Below are 15,904 nucleotides of genomic sequence, written 5' to 3' on the forward strand. Positions count from 1 at the left end.
AAAATACTTGTACGGCTTGCATAAGGCCATCGGTTGAAACGCCGAAGGCGATTAGCCGAAAAGGCCACAGGCGAAACTCTGGACTTGTCGTTCGCGAAGGGCGTGGGATATAAATTCCACGTCACCGAAATAGGGGGGCACGACGCCGATGTAAAAAATTGAAGTGTTCTCGCATCGTACGCCGGCGGTCCACGGCATCCGGTCATGGAGGCATGGGCCGTCAGAAACCACAAAAGAGGGGATGGCTAATTCCATGAAGACGAACACGCGCGTGGCCTCGGTCGCACTCATGCTCGGCCTCTTCGGTTCCGCGCTGGTGGGGGGTGCCTCGATGGCTCAGGCCACCGGCGGCTACTCCTGCTCCAATGGCCTCGCCAACGTCGTCACCTGCAACAACGTCATCGCTGGCGTCCCGGTGAAGATCAACATCACGGGCAACCGGGTTCTCACCGGCAACGAGATCGGCGTCCTGCAGAACAACCTCAACGGGACCGCGGTGAACGTCGCGGCCATCAAGAACTCGGTCGTCAAAACCTACGCCACGTTCAGTCCGACGGTCATCATCAAGGACATCAACGTCTGCATCGCGTCCGTCTGCAAGTAATGCGCGGCGGGCTCCGCTGAGAGCCTGGACGGGATAGGAAACAGGGGATGGTAAAGCTATGGCGGGCCGCTGACCGGGCGGCGGCCCGCCGTAGTGGGCATTTATGAATGAATGCGTTGGTGAATGGGCCGCTGTTAAGGGACTACCGCATAGGCCCTGACGGGGAACGTCCCCATGCCCGCCACCATGGGCGGCGCGGCGTGGAAGCGGAAGCCATCGTCCGGCAGCGCCGCGAGCCCGGTCAGGTGCTCGACCAGCGGAATGCCCGCCTGGAGCAGCACCGAGTGCGCCGGGCGCGGGCCGCGCGGCGGAGTGTCGTCGATGTTCAGCGAGTCGATGCCGACCAGCGCCGCCCCCTGCTCCGCCAGCCAGGCCGCCGACTCCGGCGCCAGATACGGGTGCTCGCGCTGATACCGGTCGGTGCCGAAGTGCCGGTCCCATCCCGTCTGGATCAGTACGGCACGGCCGCGCACGTCCAAGTCCTCGTCCAGGACGACCTTCCTGGCACCACCCTCGGCCCGTACCACCAGCCCTGGCAGGTCGGCCAGCTTGCTCAGCGGCACCTGCGACAGGTCCTGGCCGTCGGCGTAGCGGTGGTGAGGGGTATCCAGGTAGGTGCCGGTGTTGGCGGCCAGCGTGATCATGCCCATGTGGAACTCGGTGCCCGGCTCGTAGACCTCGCGCGAGGCCTCCCTGCTGAGGTGCGTGCCGATCACCGGCCCCGGGATGCCGGGGTACGTCACCATTCCGTCGGTGATGGTGTGGCTGAGTTCGACGATCATCGGGCGAATCCGATCTTGGTGAGCTTGTAGAGGGCCGTGACGCCGATGAGGGCCCAGACGAGGTTCAGGCCCGCCGAGGGCCAGGCGGCGTTGGCGGCGCTGTTGACCATCAGGCCGATCGAGCCGGCCAGGTTGATCAACTGGTAGTGGGCGCCGTCACCGGACATCCGTGAGGAGGAGACCATGGCGTACCCGAACAGCAATAACGCGGCGCCCAGCCAGCCGAGGACGTCAACGAGGAAGCTCATGCGCGCCATTGTCCGGATCTATTGCGCTGAAGCGCAAATAAAGTTTGCTAAAGGTTGACGTAAGCTGATCTGCATGGACATCGACCCCCGCCGGCTGCGTGTCCTGCACGAGGTCGCCCGTCGCGGCGGCGTCATGCGCGCGGCCGAGGCCCTGTTCCTGACACCGTCGGCGGTGTCCCAGCAGCTCGCCCAGCTCGAACGCGAGGTGGGCCTCGCCCTCATCGACCGCTCACAGCGCCGCGTCTCGCTCACCCCGGCGGGCCGGGTGCTCGCCGGCTACGCCGAGCGGGTCGAGGACGAGCTGGCCGAGGCCAGGCGCGAGCTCACCCGCTTCACCGAACGGCTGGCCGGGCCGGTGCGGATCGCCGCCTTCCCGACGGTGATCAAGCACATACTGGTGCCCGCCATGCGCGACCTCGCCGTCCGCCACCCCAAGATCGTGCCGGTCATCCACGAGGTGTACGGCCAGCCCGCGCTCCAGGAGCTGCGGCTGGGGGCCGTGGACGTGCTGATCACCGAGCAGGACATGAGCCTGCCGGTGCCGGCGCAGCCGTCCCTGGCCGTCCGCCCCCTGTACGTGGACGAATACCGCATCGTGGTGCCGCCCGACGGGCCCGACCCGCGCACGGTCGCCGACCTGGCGGAGCTGCCATGGGTGGCCAGCGAGCCCGAGCAGGCGTGCGGGCAGGCGCTCGATCGGCTGGCCGGGCTGCACGGGTTCGAGCCGCGCAAGGTGCACGTCATCACCGAGTTCGATCCCACGCTGGCGCTGGTGGCGGCCGGGTATGGGGTGGCGATCGTGCCGTCGCTCGCCCTGCTGGACGTGCCGGAGGGGGAGGTGCGGGTCAGCGAGATACGGGATGTGGGGGCGCGGCGGCTGGACGCCGTCACGCGGGTCAGCCGTACGAGATCGGGGGAGCCGGACCCGGTGCAGGCGGTCGTCATCAGCGCGATCGAGGACGCCACCGCCGCGCTGGACGCCACCCTCGTCGGCCACCTCCACACCCCCGAGCCACTCGACTCGTAGGTCACCGTGGTGGCCGGACCACGACATCGTGGACAGGGGTGCTGGGCGCGAGGAACGCGAGCAGCCGGGCGCCCTCGGCGTCGAGTTGTTCGTGTTCGGCCGTGGTCGGTTTCCGGAACGGGCGCACGGTCAAGGTCGCGGTGTCGCGGCTGGTGGCGAGTTTCCAGGTGGCGGCGACGTAGCCGTCGACCAGTACGGACCGGGGCTGTTCGTTCGTCCGGCCGAAGCCCTGGTCGGCGTAGTCGACGGTGACCACGCGGCTGCGGTCGTTGTGGGAGAGCAGCAGGTTGTCGAAGTCGTAGAGAAAACGTACCGGGGCCGGGGTGTCCGGGTCTGGGCGTGGAGCGTCGGGCAGGTCGAACAGTTCACGGCCCTGCTCGTCCCGGAAGGTGACCAGGCGGGGTCGGAGCCGGTCGACGACCTCGGACAGCCGGGTCAGCCCGCACCATCGCTGGGCGTCGAGGACGGTCGCCGGGCCGAAGGCCGCCAGGTAACGCAGTACCAGGGTGTCCACCGACGCGGCCGGGTCCACCGTCCGGCCGAGCCAGGTCTCGACCGTGGTGTGGGCGGCCGGGCCGCTGCGGCCCCACAGCCCGCGCGGCGGAACCTGCACCAGCGGCACCCAGGCGCGGGCCGCCTGGGCCAGCGCGGCCGGGTCGCGTTCCGGCCACCGCTGGGCCAGCTTTCGGCCCAGGTCGCTGAAGGTCAGCGGTTCGGGGGCCAGCAGGTCGCGGGCGGTGGAGACGAGTTCGGCCTGGTCCAGGCCGGTGAGGTGGCGGCCGAAGGCACCCAGCGTGCTGCGCTCGATGACCGGCTCCACCAGCGGCCGTAGCCAGAGGCAGTCGGCGGCGGTCACCAGGTGGATGGTCGAGCGCATCAACGCCATCCGTACGATGGCGCCGTCGGCGAGCAGCCGGGCGGTGGGTTCGGGGGTGTAGCCGGCCAGCCGGGTCCACAGCCCGACGTACCAGGTGTGCGGTGTCTGGGCTTGCAGGCCGGCCAGCCGGTCCAGCGCCTGCGGCACGGTCAGGTCCGCGCGGCGCAGCAGGAGTTGCCGGTCGAGGGTGGCGCGGTTGAGCGCGCGGGTGGTGAGGGGTGGCACGCGGAGTCCTCAAGGGTGGTGGTGCCGGGCCGTCGCGGCCCGGCAGGGGGCCGCTAGCGCAGTGGGCGGAAGAACGTCCGGATGTCGGCGGTGAGCAGGTCCGGTGCTTCCACGGCGGCGAAGTGGCCGCCGCGGTCGAATTCCGACCAGTGGGTGATGTTGTTACCGTATTCGGCGTAGCGGCGGATGGGCAGGTCGTGGGCGAACACGGCGACACCGGTGGGCGTGGTGGCCGGCGCGGTGTGCCAGGAGTTGGCGTGCATGTTCTCGTAGTACAGGTTGGCGACGGATCCGGCGGTGCCGGTGAGCCAGTAGAGCATCACGTCGGTCAGCAGCAGGTCCCGGTCGATGGCGGCCTCGGGCAGGTCGGCGGCGGGGAAGCTCCACTCTTTGAACTTCTCGGCGAGCCAGGCGAGCTGGCCGACCGGGGAGTCGGTGAGGGCGTACGCCACCGTCTGCGGCCGGGTGGCCGAGATCTTGAAGTAGCCGCTCTGGTCGTCCATGAACTCCTTCGCCCGTCCCAGCCGGGCCCGCTCGGCGTCGGTCAGCGTGGCCCGCTCCTCCTCCGAGACCTCCCCGAACGGGATGAACCCGAAGGAGGCCGCGTTGACATGGACACCGACGACCTGCCCGGTGGCGGCGCGGCCGAGTTCCGGGGTGACCAGGGCGCCGAGGTCGCCGCCCTGTGCGCCGTACCGGTCGTAGCCGAGCCGGCTCATCAGCTGCGCCCAGGCCCGCGCGATCCGGCCGCTGTTCCACCCGGTCTCCCGCGTGGGGCCGGAGAATCCGAAGCCGGGCAGCGACGGGATGACCAGGTGGAAGGCGTCGGCCGGGTCCCCGCCGTGCGCGGCCGGGTCGGTCAGCGGGCCGATGACCTTGAGAAATTCGACGACCGAGCCGGGCCAGCCGTGGGTGAGGATCAGCGGCAGGGCGTCCGGGTGGGGGGAACGTACGTGCATGAAGTGCACCCGTTGCCCGTCGATCTCGGTGGTGAACTGCGGGATGTCGTTCAACGCGGCCTCGTGCTCGCGCCAGTCGTACGAGGTGCGCCAGTACTCGGCCAACTCCTTGAGGTAGGCCAGGGGAACGCCGCGACTCCAGCCGACGTCGGGCAGTTCGCTCGGCCACCGCACGGCCGACAGCCGGCGGTGCAGGTCATCGAGATCGCTCTGGGGGACATCGATCCGGAACGTCATGATCGTTTCGCTCATGTCTGACACGCAAGGTCTCCTTGAATGATGTCTCGTGGCTAGAACGCGGCAGCGTGGTCGAGGACCCAGTCGTGGTAGCCGCGCGCGGGACGACCGGTGACCTTCTCGATGTCGGTGGTGGTGGGTGCGGTGCGGCCGACGGAGGCGGCCCAGGTGGCGAAAATGCTGTCCAGGATCGGGCCCGGCACGTGGGCGCTCATCGCCTCGCGCACGGTCTCGGCGGGTAGTTCGGCGTAGCTGATGGGCCGGCCGAGCGCCTGGCCGAGGATGGCGGCCTGGTCGGCGTGGCTGAGTGCCTGCGGCCCGGTCAGCCGGTAGACGCGGCCGCCGTGCCCCTCCTCGGTGAGTGCGGCCACGGCGACCGCGGCGATGTCGGCTTCGTGCACCGGGGCGGATGTCGCGCCGGCGTAGGCGCCGCGGATCACGTCGCCGGACCTGGTCTGCCCGGCCCACATGAGGCTGTTGGCGGCGAACACGTCCGGGCGCAGGAACGTCCACGCCAGACCGGAGCCGCGCAGGGCCTGCTCGATCTCGGCGTGGTAGGTGGCGATCGGCCCGTCCTGGACCTCCGCGTCGTCGTCGACCCCGCCGGAGGACAGCAGGACGACCCGGCGCACGCCGGCCCGCTGGGCGGCGGCGACGAACGCGGGCCCGCTGCCCGGCACGGCGAACAGGAAGACCGACTCCACGCCGGTCAGGGCCGCGTCCAGCGACGCCGGGTCGGCCAGGTCGCCGGCGGCCACGTCGACCTCGGCCGGCCACACCGCCTGCTGCGGGGACCGGCTCAGGGCACGCACGGCGTGGCCGCCGGCGACCAGCAGGTCGAGCACGTGGCGGCCGACGTTTCCGGTGGCGCCGGTGACGAGGATCATGAAGCTCTCCTTGGTTCGAGGGTTCCCGGGCGACCCCGGTACGAGGAACACTAGGAACCATTGAGGACAGGTTCGGTCCTCAAGGATTCGGATCGAAGGGAGTTTCGCGCGGATGTTGGAAACCTCGGCGCGGCTGCTGCGGCTGCTGTCCCTGCTCCAGTCCCGCCCCGACTGGCCCGGCGCCGAGCTGGCCGAGCGCCTCGGTGTCACCACCCGTACCGTCCGCCGCGACGTCGACCGGCTCCGCGACCTCGGTTACCCGGTGGAGTCCGCCACCGGCATCACCGGCGGCTATCGGCTGGGGGTCGGCGCGGCCCTGCCGCCGCTGCTGCTCGATGACGAGGAAGCCGTCGCCGTCGTGGTCGGCCTGCGCGCCGCCGCCACGGGCACGGTCACCGGGATCGAGGAGACCTCGCTACGCGCGCTCGCCAAGCTCGAACAGATTCTGCCCTCCCGGCTGCGCCACCGCGTGGGCGCGATGCAGTCGGCCATCCTGCCGCTGACCGGTCCGGGTCCGATGGTGGATGCCGATCTGCTCACCGCCCTGGCCGCCGCCTGCCGGGCCCACGAGGGCGTCCGCTTCGGGTATCAGCAGCGCACCCGCCGCGTGGAGCCGTATCGCCTCGTCCACACCGGCCGGCGGTGGTACCTGCTCGCCTTCGACCTCGACCGCGACGACTGGCGCACCTTCCGCGTCGACCGTATGGACTCGGCTCCGCAACCCGGACCGCGTTTCACGCCTCGGGCCGAACCCCCCGAAGGGGTGCACACCTATGTCTCCAACGCCCTCACAAGTTCCCCGTACCGGTATCGGGCGACCATCCTGTTCCACGCGCCGCTCGCCGTCGTCGCCGAGCACACCTCACCCACCGCGGGCCGGCTCGAACACCGCGACGCGGACAGCTGCCTCTTCTACGCAGGCGGCGACTCCCTGGACAAGATCGCCCTGTACGTCGCGCTCAAGGGCATCGACTTCCAGGTCCTTGACCCGCCCGAGCTGAAGGAGCATGTCCGGGCACTCGCCGGCAGGCTCACCAACGCGGGGTCATGAGTGTCAGTCGGCGACCTGGGGACCGTTGACCTTCTCCAGCAGGCGCGCCAGGCGCTCGCGCAGCCCCGGGCGCGCCGGCAGCTCGCCCGCGGCCATGCTGACCAGGTGCTGGGCGCCGTCGAAGGTGACCGGCCCGAGCCGTGGCACGGCGATCGCGTCGTGCGCCAGCCCCTCCAGCGCCGTGTCGCCGCCTTCCAGCGCCAGGATCGTCGCCCCCGTACGGCGGGCGTCGTTGACCCGTTCGAGCAGCGGCACGGGCGCGTCCTGCTCGGCCACCACGAACAGCGTCTCGCCCCGCCCCGCCCGCTGGATCCGGTCGAGCCCGACGCGCAGGTGGGCCGGGGCGTCGGCGGGCGGCTTCCAGCGGACCAGGGTGGGGGCGAGCTGCGGCAGTTCGGAGAGCCGGGCCTCGTCGGCGAGGTGCGCGGTGAGATGCCACGGTTCGTCGTCGGGCGCGCCCACCAGCATCAGGCCGCCGGGCGAGCGGGTGGTCCGCAGCGCCAGGCCGAGCTCGCGGGTGCGCTCCACCCAGCCGGTCTCGGCGAGGAGTTCGCGCAGAAAGGTCACCGAACCAGCATCCATCCGTCCATGGTGCCCGACCGCCGCCGTGGAGTTCACCGTTTCGGGGTGGCCCGGTGATGCGGTCGTGGCCAGTGTTATGTGGCGCGGGAGGCAGTCTCACTGCGGCCCGGATTCGCCGTCGTTTCGGGCCTTGACATGAGGTTACCGCCGGGTAACGATCGGCTCGCGGCGCCGCCTTCCCCCTGAGCGAACCCCACGGAGAGGGGTGGCACATGAGGTTACGTGTCCGCGTCAGCATGACCATGATCCTCTTACTGATCGCGTCCTTCGTCGCGGCGCCGCCGGCCCGCGCGGCCGCGGCGGGGGACGTGGTCACCGCTCAGCCCACCACCGTCTACCTGCTGCCGGGCAAGCTGCTCGAAGTCCCGGTGAACGCCTGGCACCTGCTCTACCGCTCGACCTCCGCCACCGGCTCGCTGAACGCCGTGTCCGGCACCCTGCTCGTGCCCAAGGCGAGCTACCCGCTGGGCAAGCGCCCGATCATCGGGTACGCCGTCGGCACCCACGGACTCGGCGACCAGTGCGCGCCCTCGGCCAGCATGAGCCAGGGCCGCGAGGCGGAACTCGCGCTGGTCAGCCTCTTCCTGCTCAAGGGGTTCGCGGTGGCCATCACCGACTACGAGGGCCTCGGCACGCCCGGGGTGCACACCTACATGGCGGGGATCTCGCAGGGGCACGCCGTACTGGACTCGATCAGGGCCGCCACGCGAGTGTCGGGCTCGGGCCTGTCCGCGGGCGGGCCGGTCGCGGTGATGGGCTACTCGCAGGGCGGCGCGTCGGCTGCCTGGGCGGCCCAGCTTCAGCCATCGTACGCGTCGGAGCTGCGGCTCAAGGGCGTGGCCGCGGGCGGAGTCCCGGCCGACCTGCACGCGGTGGCGGACCACCTCGACGGCGGGCCCGACTTCGGCCTGGCCGCCGCGGCCGGGGTCGGCTTCGACGCCGCCTACCCGGAGCTCGACCTCGAGGCCGACCTCAACGACCGCGGGCGCGCCCTGCTCGCGGACGCGGCCGACGACTGCGTGGGCGACCTGGACAAGCTCGCCGGCCTGCGCTTCTCCGACCTGAGCCCCGTTGACCTGATGAACCAGCCCAAGTGGCTGGCCCGGCTCGCCGAGAACCGCCTCGGGGCGATCGCGCCGCGCGTCCCGATGTTCATCTACCACGCCCAGGGCGACGAGATCATCCCGCAGGCGATCTCGGCCACGCTGCGCTCGGAGTACTGCCGGGCGGGCGTCAACCTCCGCTGGACGTCGCTCCCGGCTCCGAACCACGTGACGGGGGCCATCGAGGGCGGGCCGCTGGCCATCGAATGGCTCGCACTCCGCATCCTCGGCCTCCCGGCCTTCGGCAACTGTTAGCGGCCTTTTCGCAGTTTGGCGGGCGGCCGCATAGGCAACCACAGGTAGTGGATCAATAACGCTCCGCGATGGGAGTCTTATGCGTCGCCTACTGATACGAACGGGTCCGCCCCCTTCTCTCGGGGCGGACCCGTGGACATGGGAGTGTCAGGGGGTCAGGGAGTGCGGTGCTGATGCTGCTCGGGCAGGTGGCTGTCCGGATGGACCCACAGGAGAACGTTGCTCGCCTGCTCCCACTGCTGCCGGAAGAACGCGAGGACCTGCTGGTCGGAGTGGCGCAGACTGAAGTGGGTCAGGACGAACAACGTCTGCGGATGGGCCTCGACCACGGGTCGCAGTCGACTCCAGACCGTGTGCCCGATCCGCTCCGCGCGCTCCAACTCGGTGTCATCCAGAAAGGTGCATTCGGTGATGATGACCGGGTATTCAAACAGCCACGGGTTACGGGCGAACACGTTCACATGAGTGTCGCCGAGAAAGGCGAACAGCGGCCGCCGGACCTCGTGGTCGACTTCGAGCCCCTCTTTGCGCTTGCGCGCCATGATCCGGCCGAACTCACCGCCCTTGCCCTGCTCGATCAGGTCCTGCCGCAACCGTTCGAACTCGGGCCGTAGGGCCTTGCTCCGCTCCGAGAAGGCGTACCCCACGCAGGGCACCTTGTGCTCACACTCCACCACCCGCACGTGATGTCCCCGGCGCCCGAAGCTGAACTCGTCGCCGCCCCGCACCCCGTGCAAGCGGTGCCCTGCCGCCAGGGCGGGATCGAAGCCCGCTCCGTGGTTGAGCTCCGCGGACGCGCGTAAGTAGGACTCCACGTACGGCACCGCCTCGGCGGGCAGGTAGATGTCCGTGCCGGCGGGATTGGCGGCCAGGAAGTCAAGGTCCTTGGCATGGTCATGGTGGGTGTGGGTCAGGAAGACCGTGTCCACCTGCCGTCCCTCGCACAGCCCCGCGTCGAGGCTGCACCGCAGCTCGGGGATGTGGAAGAACGTCTTGTCGTTCGCGCGAGAGTAGCCGGTGAGGGTCAGCTCGCTGCCGGGCATCCGCCAGGTCTTCCACTGCCGGAACGGGTGCCCCTGCTCAAGGCGCGCGGGGTGGTCGGCCGGGGCCAGGTCCAGCTCGGTCATTTCTCGCTCATCCCATTCGTCTCGTTCAAGCGGCGTTGGGCGGTGGGGTACTCGTACGGGACCGCACCTGCCACAGGGCCTGGCGGACAGTTCGCGACCTTTGCCCGCCCGGCGCCACAAGGCAGCGATCACGGCAGGGCAACGGTGATCACCCCCTGGTTCGCTTGATCTTCTGCAGAACCTTGGCACAGCGGCCCGCGAAGAGGTACCGAATTAGACGTCAGTGCCGCCCGTCACGGCGCCTAATCCACACTTCCGGAGGAGTGTGCCCGAAGAAGCCCTCATGGCCATAAGAAGGGATGGATAAGCTGGCTCCTGAGTGGTACATGGTGTCGGTGCTCGGCCCAGCCTGGTGAGGCAGTGGGATGTGGCGCGGCGTTGCCGTCGCGGATGCAACTGTAGGAAGCAGGCTCTATGACCAAGCGCTGGACCATTCCTGCGTTAGCGACCGTGATGGTATTCACCCTGGCCGGTTGCAAATATCCAAGCTGGACGGAAACGGGCTGCCGTCAGGAGGCGGTCCAGGAGACCGTCGAACTCAAGAAGGCAACATCGGCGCTTCTTCCTGAGTCCATCGCCGCCAGACTTGAGGCACGTGACGACTGCGATTCGGGTGATGAGGGTGGCTGGTTGACTGCCACAGCTGACGGGAAGACCCCCAGTGGCACGATTCTTGAAGGCTTCGCAGCGAAGGGCTGGACCCGGCTCAACCTACGCAAGGACGAGTGCAACGTCGAATGTATCGCCGGCGTCACTAACCCATGGCATGGCAAGAAGGTCGAGGTCGTCGTCGGTGCGACGCAGCAAGTCCAAATCCATGAGGTAATAATCGCATTTGCCGAATAGCGATTTCCTGGGTGTGGCCGTGGACGGTTGGACACGGCCGGCCAGCCCTTATTCGGTCGACTCTTCAAAGTGCCAGGTCCGCGGACCTGTTCAATGGGCGGCGCCGGATGGCGGGGGCGGCCGGTCCTTCGCTGCTCCGCGACCGGGATAGGCGTGGTCAGGTCGCAGATGTCGCGAGCGTTTTGATGGTGAAGTCGATCGCTGTGGCGAGCCGTTGGACGTCGTGTCCGGCGCGTTCGCGTACGCGTAGTCCGAGCACCGTCGTGAACAGCAGCTCCACTGCGGCGTCGACGTCCAATGCGGCGGGCAGGTCGCCGTCGCGGATGCCGCGGCGGAGCAGTGACGCCAGGGTTTTCCTGGTGACTTCGAACGCGGCCTCGGTCCTCTGCTGGACCTCGGGGTCGGTGGTGCCGAGTTCGGCAGCCGTATTGACCACGAAGCAGCCGCGACCCGCCTCGTGGCTGATCATCCAGATCAACCACTCTCGCAGGACTTCGAGGCTGGGACCGTCGGCGTTGAGCTGCTCTTCAGCTTGCGTGGACTCCGTCGCCCGATAGTGGTCCAGCGTCCGCAAGAACAGTGTGCGCTTGTCGTTGAAGGTCCGATACAGGCTGCTTTGCTGGAGTCTGAGCTCGGCGCCCAGGTCGCGGACGGACGTGGCGTTGTAGCCGCGACGCCAGAACAGGTCGGTCGCCTTGGCGATCACGTCTTGCTCGTCGAACTCCCTGGGCCGTGCCATGCTCGCCACTCTACCAAGGTTGTGGAGCGATCGCTCCCGTATTATGGTGTGCCGTCATATGGGAGCGATCGCTCCCGAATAAGAGGAGAGAAACGACGTGACGGCAACGGACCCTACGACGACCCGGCGAGACGCGTCAGCGAAGAATCATTGGATCGCGGTGTCCGCCGTAGCCTTCGGCACATTCCTCCTGGTGACTGCCGAGCAGCTCCCCATCGGACTGCTCACCCCCGTCGGCTCGGCGCTGTCGGTCTCTGAGGGTGCGGCAGGCTTGATGGTCACGGTCCCCAGCATCGTCGCCGCCGTCGCGGCGCCATCGGTCCCGGTACTCGTCGGCAGGATGGATCGCCGGCTCTTGCTCGTCGCCTTGATGGGACTCATGACGCTCGCCAACCTGGCCTCCGCCCTGGCCCCGAACTATCCACTTCTGATCACCGCCCGCGTGCTGGTCGGGGTGGCGATCGGCGGATTCTGGGCCATCGCCGGCGGTCTGGCCGTCCGGCTTGTCCCCGCCCAGCTCGTGCCGCGGGCCACGGCGATCATCTTCGGCGGTGTCGGGGCCGCGAACGTCTTCGGCGTCCCTATCGGCACGGTGATCGGCGGGCTCGCGAGTTGGCGGATCGCGTTCGGCGCCTTGAGCGCCCTCGCACTGGTCGTGCTGGCCTCCTTGCTGGCTGTGCTGCCACCGTTGACCGCTGCTCAACCCGTCGGCCTGCGCCGGTTGGCCGACCAGTTCCGCAACCAGGGCGTCCGGATCGGCATTCTGGCAACCTTCCTGATCGTGACCGGCCACTTCGCGGCCTACACGTTCATCAGCCCCGTGCTGCAGGATCTGTCCGGCATCGACGTGCAACTCGTCGGGCCACTGCTGTTCGGATTCGGCCTGGCAGGCGTCGCCGGGAACTTCATCGCGGGTGCCGCCGTGGCGCAACGGCTCCATCGGACGGTCCTGTCCATCGCCGCTGCCTTGGGGGTTACCGTGCTGCTCTATCCCCTAGCAGGGCTCACCGCCGCGGGCGGGGTAACGCTGCTCGTCGTCTGGGGCCTGGTGTACGGCGGGGTCTCCACGAGCCTCCAGACATGGATGATCAAGTCCGCGCCACAAGCGGTCGAGGAAGCCTCCGCTCTGTGGGTGGCAGTGTTCAACCTCTCGATCGGTCTCGGCGCGCTGGCCGGCGGCACAATCGTCGATGCCCTGCCGCTCCAGGGCATCCTCTGGCTCGCCGGCGTTCTCGTCCTGGCGGCCGGTCTGGCAGTGTGGAGTGCGCGCCGGAACGACAACCTTCGGTGACACCCATCTCGCCAATTTGCGGCGATCACGTTTGCCGCGCATCAGCCCCAGTACCCGTCGACTGGTTATCCCGCACGATGCTGGAGGTCAGCGGCGCCGCCGGGCGACGCTCGCGGCGTAGCCAGGGCGGGTGTTCCTTGCGGCTTGGGCCCCTTCGGTGGCGGTCGAGATGTGCAGGCCGAGGAGCTTGCTGACCACGACTGGGGGCAGTTGTGAGGCGAGGTCCATAGTTGCAGAGCCCGTCGTGATACAGGTGCTCGACGGTGCCGCAGGTCCGGCACTCACGGACGAACCGAGGGTCGGCGCGATAGCAGTTACGGCAGATCGGCCCGTCGGGAGTCCGGGTGATGACGCGGGAGTCACGGCCGCAGCTCGAGCACGGCTCGGGGGTCTCTCCGCACGCCTGGCAGAGTGCGCCGCCGTCATCGGCCCGGTAGGCGATCAGCCGGACGTTTCCGCAGCGGACGCATGGCGCCTTGGAACGTGAGCAGGACGGGCAGATCGGGCTGGGGGTCGCGGACCGGTAGTAGGGTTTGGACTTGCCGCACCGGGAGCAAAGCGCGACCGGCTCGGTGTGGCATGACCTGCACAAACGCGTCGCGTCCTGGCGGGGTCGGCACCGGGCACGGCGCCCGCATTCGCCGCACGTCTCGTGGTTGGCGGGGTCGACTTTGGTACACCGATCGCAGACCGGATCGCCGCCGGGGGTCCTGGAGGCGATGTCACCGACTTCCCCGCAGCTTCCGCAGGTGCGGCGAAGGCCGATGGCATAGCAACGGCGGCAGCAGCGCAGGTCACCGTGCTTGAACCTCAGTGGTCGGTTAGCGCGATCACCCGCGGCGACCCTTGGGCCCCTTCTCTGGTGAATAAGGTCGGCACGGTCGCGGAGCTGTTGGAGAACCCCGCCTCGCTGGGCGGCGGTTGGAAGGACCTCCTCCAGGATCTGAGTGCGGGTCTCATCAGTCAGGCCGGTGTCGAGTGTGTTCACGATGCCGGCCATCTCGGCGATCTCGTCTTGGGGCTCGGGCCGGTGCTGCTGGCAGCGGGGGGGCCGTCCCGGTCACGCCCGGACACCTCGAGCGTCTTGCCACACACCGCGCAGGACAACCTGGGTTTGCCGACGGTCGAAGCCGCGCAGGCCTGGCACATCCGGCGCCCGTCCACGACCCGAGCGAGCTTGCCAGGCCTGTCCCAGCGAACACATCGGGGTGGCGTGATCCGCGTGAGTTCGTGCGGCTGAAGTTCACGGATCAGCAGCTCGATCAGGCGCGGAACTTCAGGCCGGCCGCTGGTGAGCAGGTCGGCGTCCTCCGCCAACGCAGCGGCCAGCCGCCGAAGCTTCGCCCGGGTGTCGGCGACCTGGTCGACCGCCGCCGCGATCCAGCCGATCTTGAGGGCGGGTTCCGCCGGGGCTACGGCCTCGATGATCAACTCGCGGGGCTCGGTCAGCACCCGGGAGGGCATGGCCATCAGGACTCAGGGGTCACGCGGGCTCGTCGCGGACGGAAGTCACCGACACCGGGCTCTGGGCCGCCTCTCTCCTCAGCTTGGTCGCCGGAGTTGGAAGAGACGCTCCGTCGGCATGTGACGTGGCTCCAGCGTTCCCAGTTCGGCGCAGGCGAGATGCGTCAGTGGTACATCGAGCGTGACGTGCTGCCGGACGGGTGCGAGAGCGTCATCGGGGAGGACAGCTCCATGACGGAGGCCGTCCGACGAATCCTGGTGGACGCCGACCTTACGGCTGACCAGCCCCTTGAGAAGGCCACTCCTTCGCCATCATCGACCACGCTGACGAGCCGCGGTACGACCGTGGTCGACCGGGTCCTGGCCGTCAACCGCCGGGCTTGGTGAAATCTACGCCGTCGAACCGGAACACCGTAACGCGGCCGGGGTAGTCGCCGACCGCCAGAAGCCGGCCGTCGGCGGAGAAACCAACCCCCTGGTACCAGTTCGACCACTCGCCGGGTACGGCGAAGCGCGGCTCCAGCGGCTGTCCGGTCGCGACGTCATAGACAATGACCGGGCCACGAGAGGGGGCGCCGGCGAGCAGGGCGCCGTTGGGAGACAGTGCGAAGTCGGCGAACCGCTCGTACCCGTCCCGCTCGCCCTCGATCGCCCAGCACAGGGCGCCGGATTCCACCGAGAGGCCGAAGCATCCTGACGTCTCGCCGCTCGCGACGAGGATCTGCTCGGTCCCGTCGAACGCCAGCTTGTCGAACCGGCGGATCCCCTGGAACCCAGCCGGGAAGGGGAACGGGGCGGCGAGCACTCGCTGGCCAGCGTCGACATCCCAGATCTCGAGGTCGTACCCCGTATCGCGGTTGTCCGGATCGTGGGTGAGGCCGACGAGCCGGCCCGATGGCGACAGTGCGGCGGTGGTCTGGAAGCGCTTGCCCGGCGGAAAATCGAGGCACGAACCGCCGTCCGGGCCCAGCACCCGCACTGCTTGATCGTTGCCTACGACCAGCATCCGCTGGCGGGCCGCGTCCCACTCTGGTCGGGTGTGGGGCAGGCGCTGGACATGACCGGTGGCGAGCGCCACCGTGTAGCTCACCTCCGCCATGGTGCCCGTGTCCCGGACGGTGAATGTCAGGTGCGATCCGTCCGGTTCGAACGCCACGGTATGGATCAGCGAGTACTGGTACGCATCGGTGAACACCACCTGGCGGACGCCGGTCCGTAAGTCCACCGTCTGCACATCGGAGCCGACACTACCGACCCGGTCGGGGATGCCGCGGGCGACCGCGACGGTGTGGCCGTCCGGGTGCAGGGCGATCTCCACGACGCCGTTCTCTGCCCGCGTCGCGCACTGGACGACGACGTCACCTGGCTCGGTTGTGGCGATGTCGCGGAGCAGGGCGTACCCGTCACGCATCTTCTCGGCGACGACCTTCTCCAGGGCTTCGCGCGCCGCGCGAGCGTCGTCGAACGCCTTCGTGCGCCCCTGAGGCTTCCCGGTACCGGCCCACCACTTCCGGTGCAGTTCGACTCCGTCGACCCGGAATTCCAGGTACTTGGGCTTCGAGGTCCCGGGATGGGTCAGGAGAATCTGGTCGCGATCCAC

The 15,904-nt window shown here is 69.0% G+C and carries 17 protein-coding genes; 7 read left to right on the forward strand and 10 right to left on the reverse strand.

Annotated features, from left to right (window positions below):
* The first annotated feature begins 253 nt into the window (after positions 1-253).
* Entirely contained in the window at positions 254-604 is a 351-nt protein-coding gene (locus tag LDL49_RS40510; protein ID WP_225299744.1) for a hypothetical protein, read from the forward strand.
* Between the two features lie 134 nt (positions 605-738).
* Here the strand turns inward: LDL49_RS40510 and LDL49_RS40515 are convergent, their stop codons facing one another.
* Positions 739-1,386 (reverse strand): cyclase family protein, encoded by a 648-nt coding sequence (locus LDL49_RS40515; RefSeq protein WP_225299745.1) that lies wholly within the window; start codon positions 1,384-1,386, stop codon positions 739-741.
* Positions 1,383-1,634, reverse strand: a complete 252-nt coding sequence (locus LDL49_RS40520) for a CBU_0592 family membrane protein (RefSeq protein ID WP_225299747.1) — start codon at positions 1,632-1,634, stop codon at positions 1,383-1,385. Before LDL49_RS40520 ends, LDL49_RS40515 begins: the two co-directional genes overlap by 4 nt.
* A gap of 73 nt (positions 1,635-1,707) precedes the next feature.
* Here LDL49_RS40520 and LDL49_RS40525 point away from each other — a divergent pair, with 73 nt between their 5' ends.
* Positions 1,708-2,661 carry a LysR family transcriptional regulator gene (locus tag LDL49_RS40525; RefSeq protein WP_225299750.1) on the forward strand — a complete coding sequence of 318 codons (954 nt, stop codon included), beginning with the start codon at positions 1,708-1,710 and terminating at the stop codon, positions 2,659-2,661.
* A gap of 1 nt (position 2,662) precedes the next feature.
* Here the strand turns inward: LDL49_RS40525 and LDL49_RS40530 are convergent, their stop codons facing one another.
* Genes LDL49_RS40530 through LDL49_RS40540 form a run of 3 tightly spaced genes read right to left on the reverse strand, consistent with a single transcriptional unit; the run spans position 2,663 to position 5,846 of the window.
* The gene (locus LDL49_RS40530; RefSeq protein WP_225299752.1) at positions 2,663-3,763 is read right to left on the reverse strand and encodes a winged helix DNA-binding domain-containing protein; all 1,101 of its coding nucleotides are present in this window, start codon (positions 3,761-3,763) and stop codon (positions 2,663-2,665) included.
* A gap of 53 nt (positions 3,764-3,816) precedes the next feature.
* Positions 3,817-4,974, reverse strand: a complete 1,158-nt coding sequence (locus LDL49_RS40535) for an epoxide hydrolase family protein (protein WP_225299755.1) — start codon at positions 4,972-4,974, stop codon at positions 3,817-3,819.
* Positions 4,975-5,012: 38 nt separating this feature from the next.
* The gene (locus LDL49_RS40540; protein ID WP_225299757.1) at positions 5,013-5,846 is read right to left on the reverse strand and encodes an NAD(P)H-binding protein; all 834 of its coding nucleotides are present in this window, start codon (positions 5,844-5,846) and stop codon (positions 5,013-5,015) included.
* A gap of 112 nt (positions 5,847-5,958) precedes the next feature.
* Here LDL49_RS40540 and LDL49_RS40545 point away from each other — a divergent pair, with 112 nt between their 5' ends.
* Complete coding sequence (locus LDL49_RS40545; protein WP_225299759.1) at positions 5,959-6,897, forward strand: helix-turn-helix transcriptional regulator; 939 nt, start codon at positions 5,959-5,961, stop codon at positions 6,895-6,897.
* 3 nt (positions 6,898-6,900) lie between these two features.
* On the opposite strand, the gene LDL49_RS40550 is transcribed toward LDL49_RS40545, so the two are convergent.
* Positions 6,901-7,479, reverse strand: coding sequence for a hypothetical protein (locus tag LDL49_RS40550; RefSeq protein WP_225299760.1), 579 nt, complete (start codon positions 7,477-7,479; stop codon positions 6,901-6,903).
* A gap of 212 nt (positions 7,480-7,691) precedes the next feature.
* Between LDL49_RS40550 and LDL49_RS40555 the strand changes: the two genes are divergently transcribed.
* Positions 7,692-8,837, forward strand: coding sequence for a lipase family protein (locus LDL49_RS40555; RefSeq protein ID WP_225299762.1), 1,146 nt, complete (start codon positions 7,692-7,694; stop codon positions 8,835-8,837).
* Between the two features lie 155 nt (positions 8,838-8,992).
* Here LDL49_RS40555 and LDL49_RS40560 read toward each other — a convergent pair whose 3' ends face one another.
* Complete coding sequence (locus LDL49_RS40560) at positions 8,993-9,964, reverse strand: MBL fold metallo-hydrolase (protein ID WP_225299764.1); 972 nt, start codon at positions 9,962-9,964, stop codon at positions 8,993-8,995.
* 414 nt (positions 9,965-10,378) lie between these two features.
* On the opposite strand from LDL49_RS40560, the gene LDL49_RS40565 reads away from it, so the two are divergent.
* Entirely contained in the window at positions 10,379-10,810 is a 432-nt protein-coding gene (locus LDL49_RS40565; RefSeq protein ID WP_225299766.1) for a hypothetical protein, read from the forward strand.
* 157 nt (positions 10,811-10,967) lie between these two features.
* On the opposite strand, the gene LDL49_RS40570 is transcribed toward LDL49_RS40565, so the two are convergent.
* Positions 10,968-11,549 (reverse strand): TetR/AcrR family transcriptional regulator, encoded by a 582-nt coding sequence (locus LDL49_RS40570; protein ID WP_225299768.1) that lies wholly within the window; start codon positions 11,547-11,549, stop codon positions 10,968-10,970.
* A gap of 160 nt (positions 11,550-11,709) precedes the next feature.
* Here LDL49_RS40570 and LDL49_RS40575 point away from each other — a divergent pair, with 160 nt between their 5' ends.
* Positions 11,710-12,840: an MFS transporter gene (locus LDL49_RS40575; protein WP_225299770.1), complete on the forward strand. Its 1,131-nt coding sequence runs from the start codon at positions 11,710-11,712 to the stop codon at positions 12,838-12,840.
* A 984-nt stretch (positions 12,841-13,824) separates the two neighbouring features.
* On the opposite strand, the gene LDL49_RS40580 is transcribed toward LDL49_RS40575, so the two are convergent.
* Positions 13,825-14,310, reverse strand: coding sequence for a C1 domain-containing protein (locus tag LDL49_RS40580; RefSeq protein WP_225299772.1), 486 nt, complete (start codon positions 14,308-14,310; stop codon positions 13,825-13,827).
* Positions 14,311-14,424: 114 nt separating this feature from the next.
* Between LDL49_RS40580 and LDL49_RS40585 the strand changes: the two genes are divergently transcribed.
* Positions 14,425-14,691, forward strand: coding sequence for a P-loop NTPase family protein (locus LDL49_RS40585; RefSeq protein ID WP_225299774.1), 267 nt, complete (start codon positions 14,425-14,427; stop codon positions 14,689-14,691).
* Here the strand turns inward: LDL49_RS40585 and LDL49_RS40590 are convergent.
* Positions 14,672-15,904: a WD40 repeat domain-containing protein gene (locus tag LDL49_RS40590; RefSeq protein ID WP_225299775.1), complete on the reverse strand. Its 1,233-nt coding sequence runs from the start codon at positions 15,902-15,904 to the stop codon at positions 14,672-14,674. The genes LDL49_RS40585 and LDL49_RS40590 overlap by 20 nt on opposite strands.

This window comes from Nonomuraea aurantiaca, from assembly GCF_020215705.1.
Taxonomy (GTDB): domain Bacteria; phylum Actinomycetota; class Actinomycetes; order Streptosporangiales; family Streptosporangiaceae; genus Nonomuraea; species Nonomuraea aurantiaca.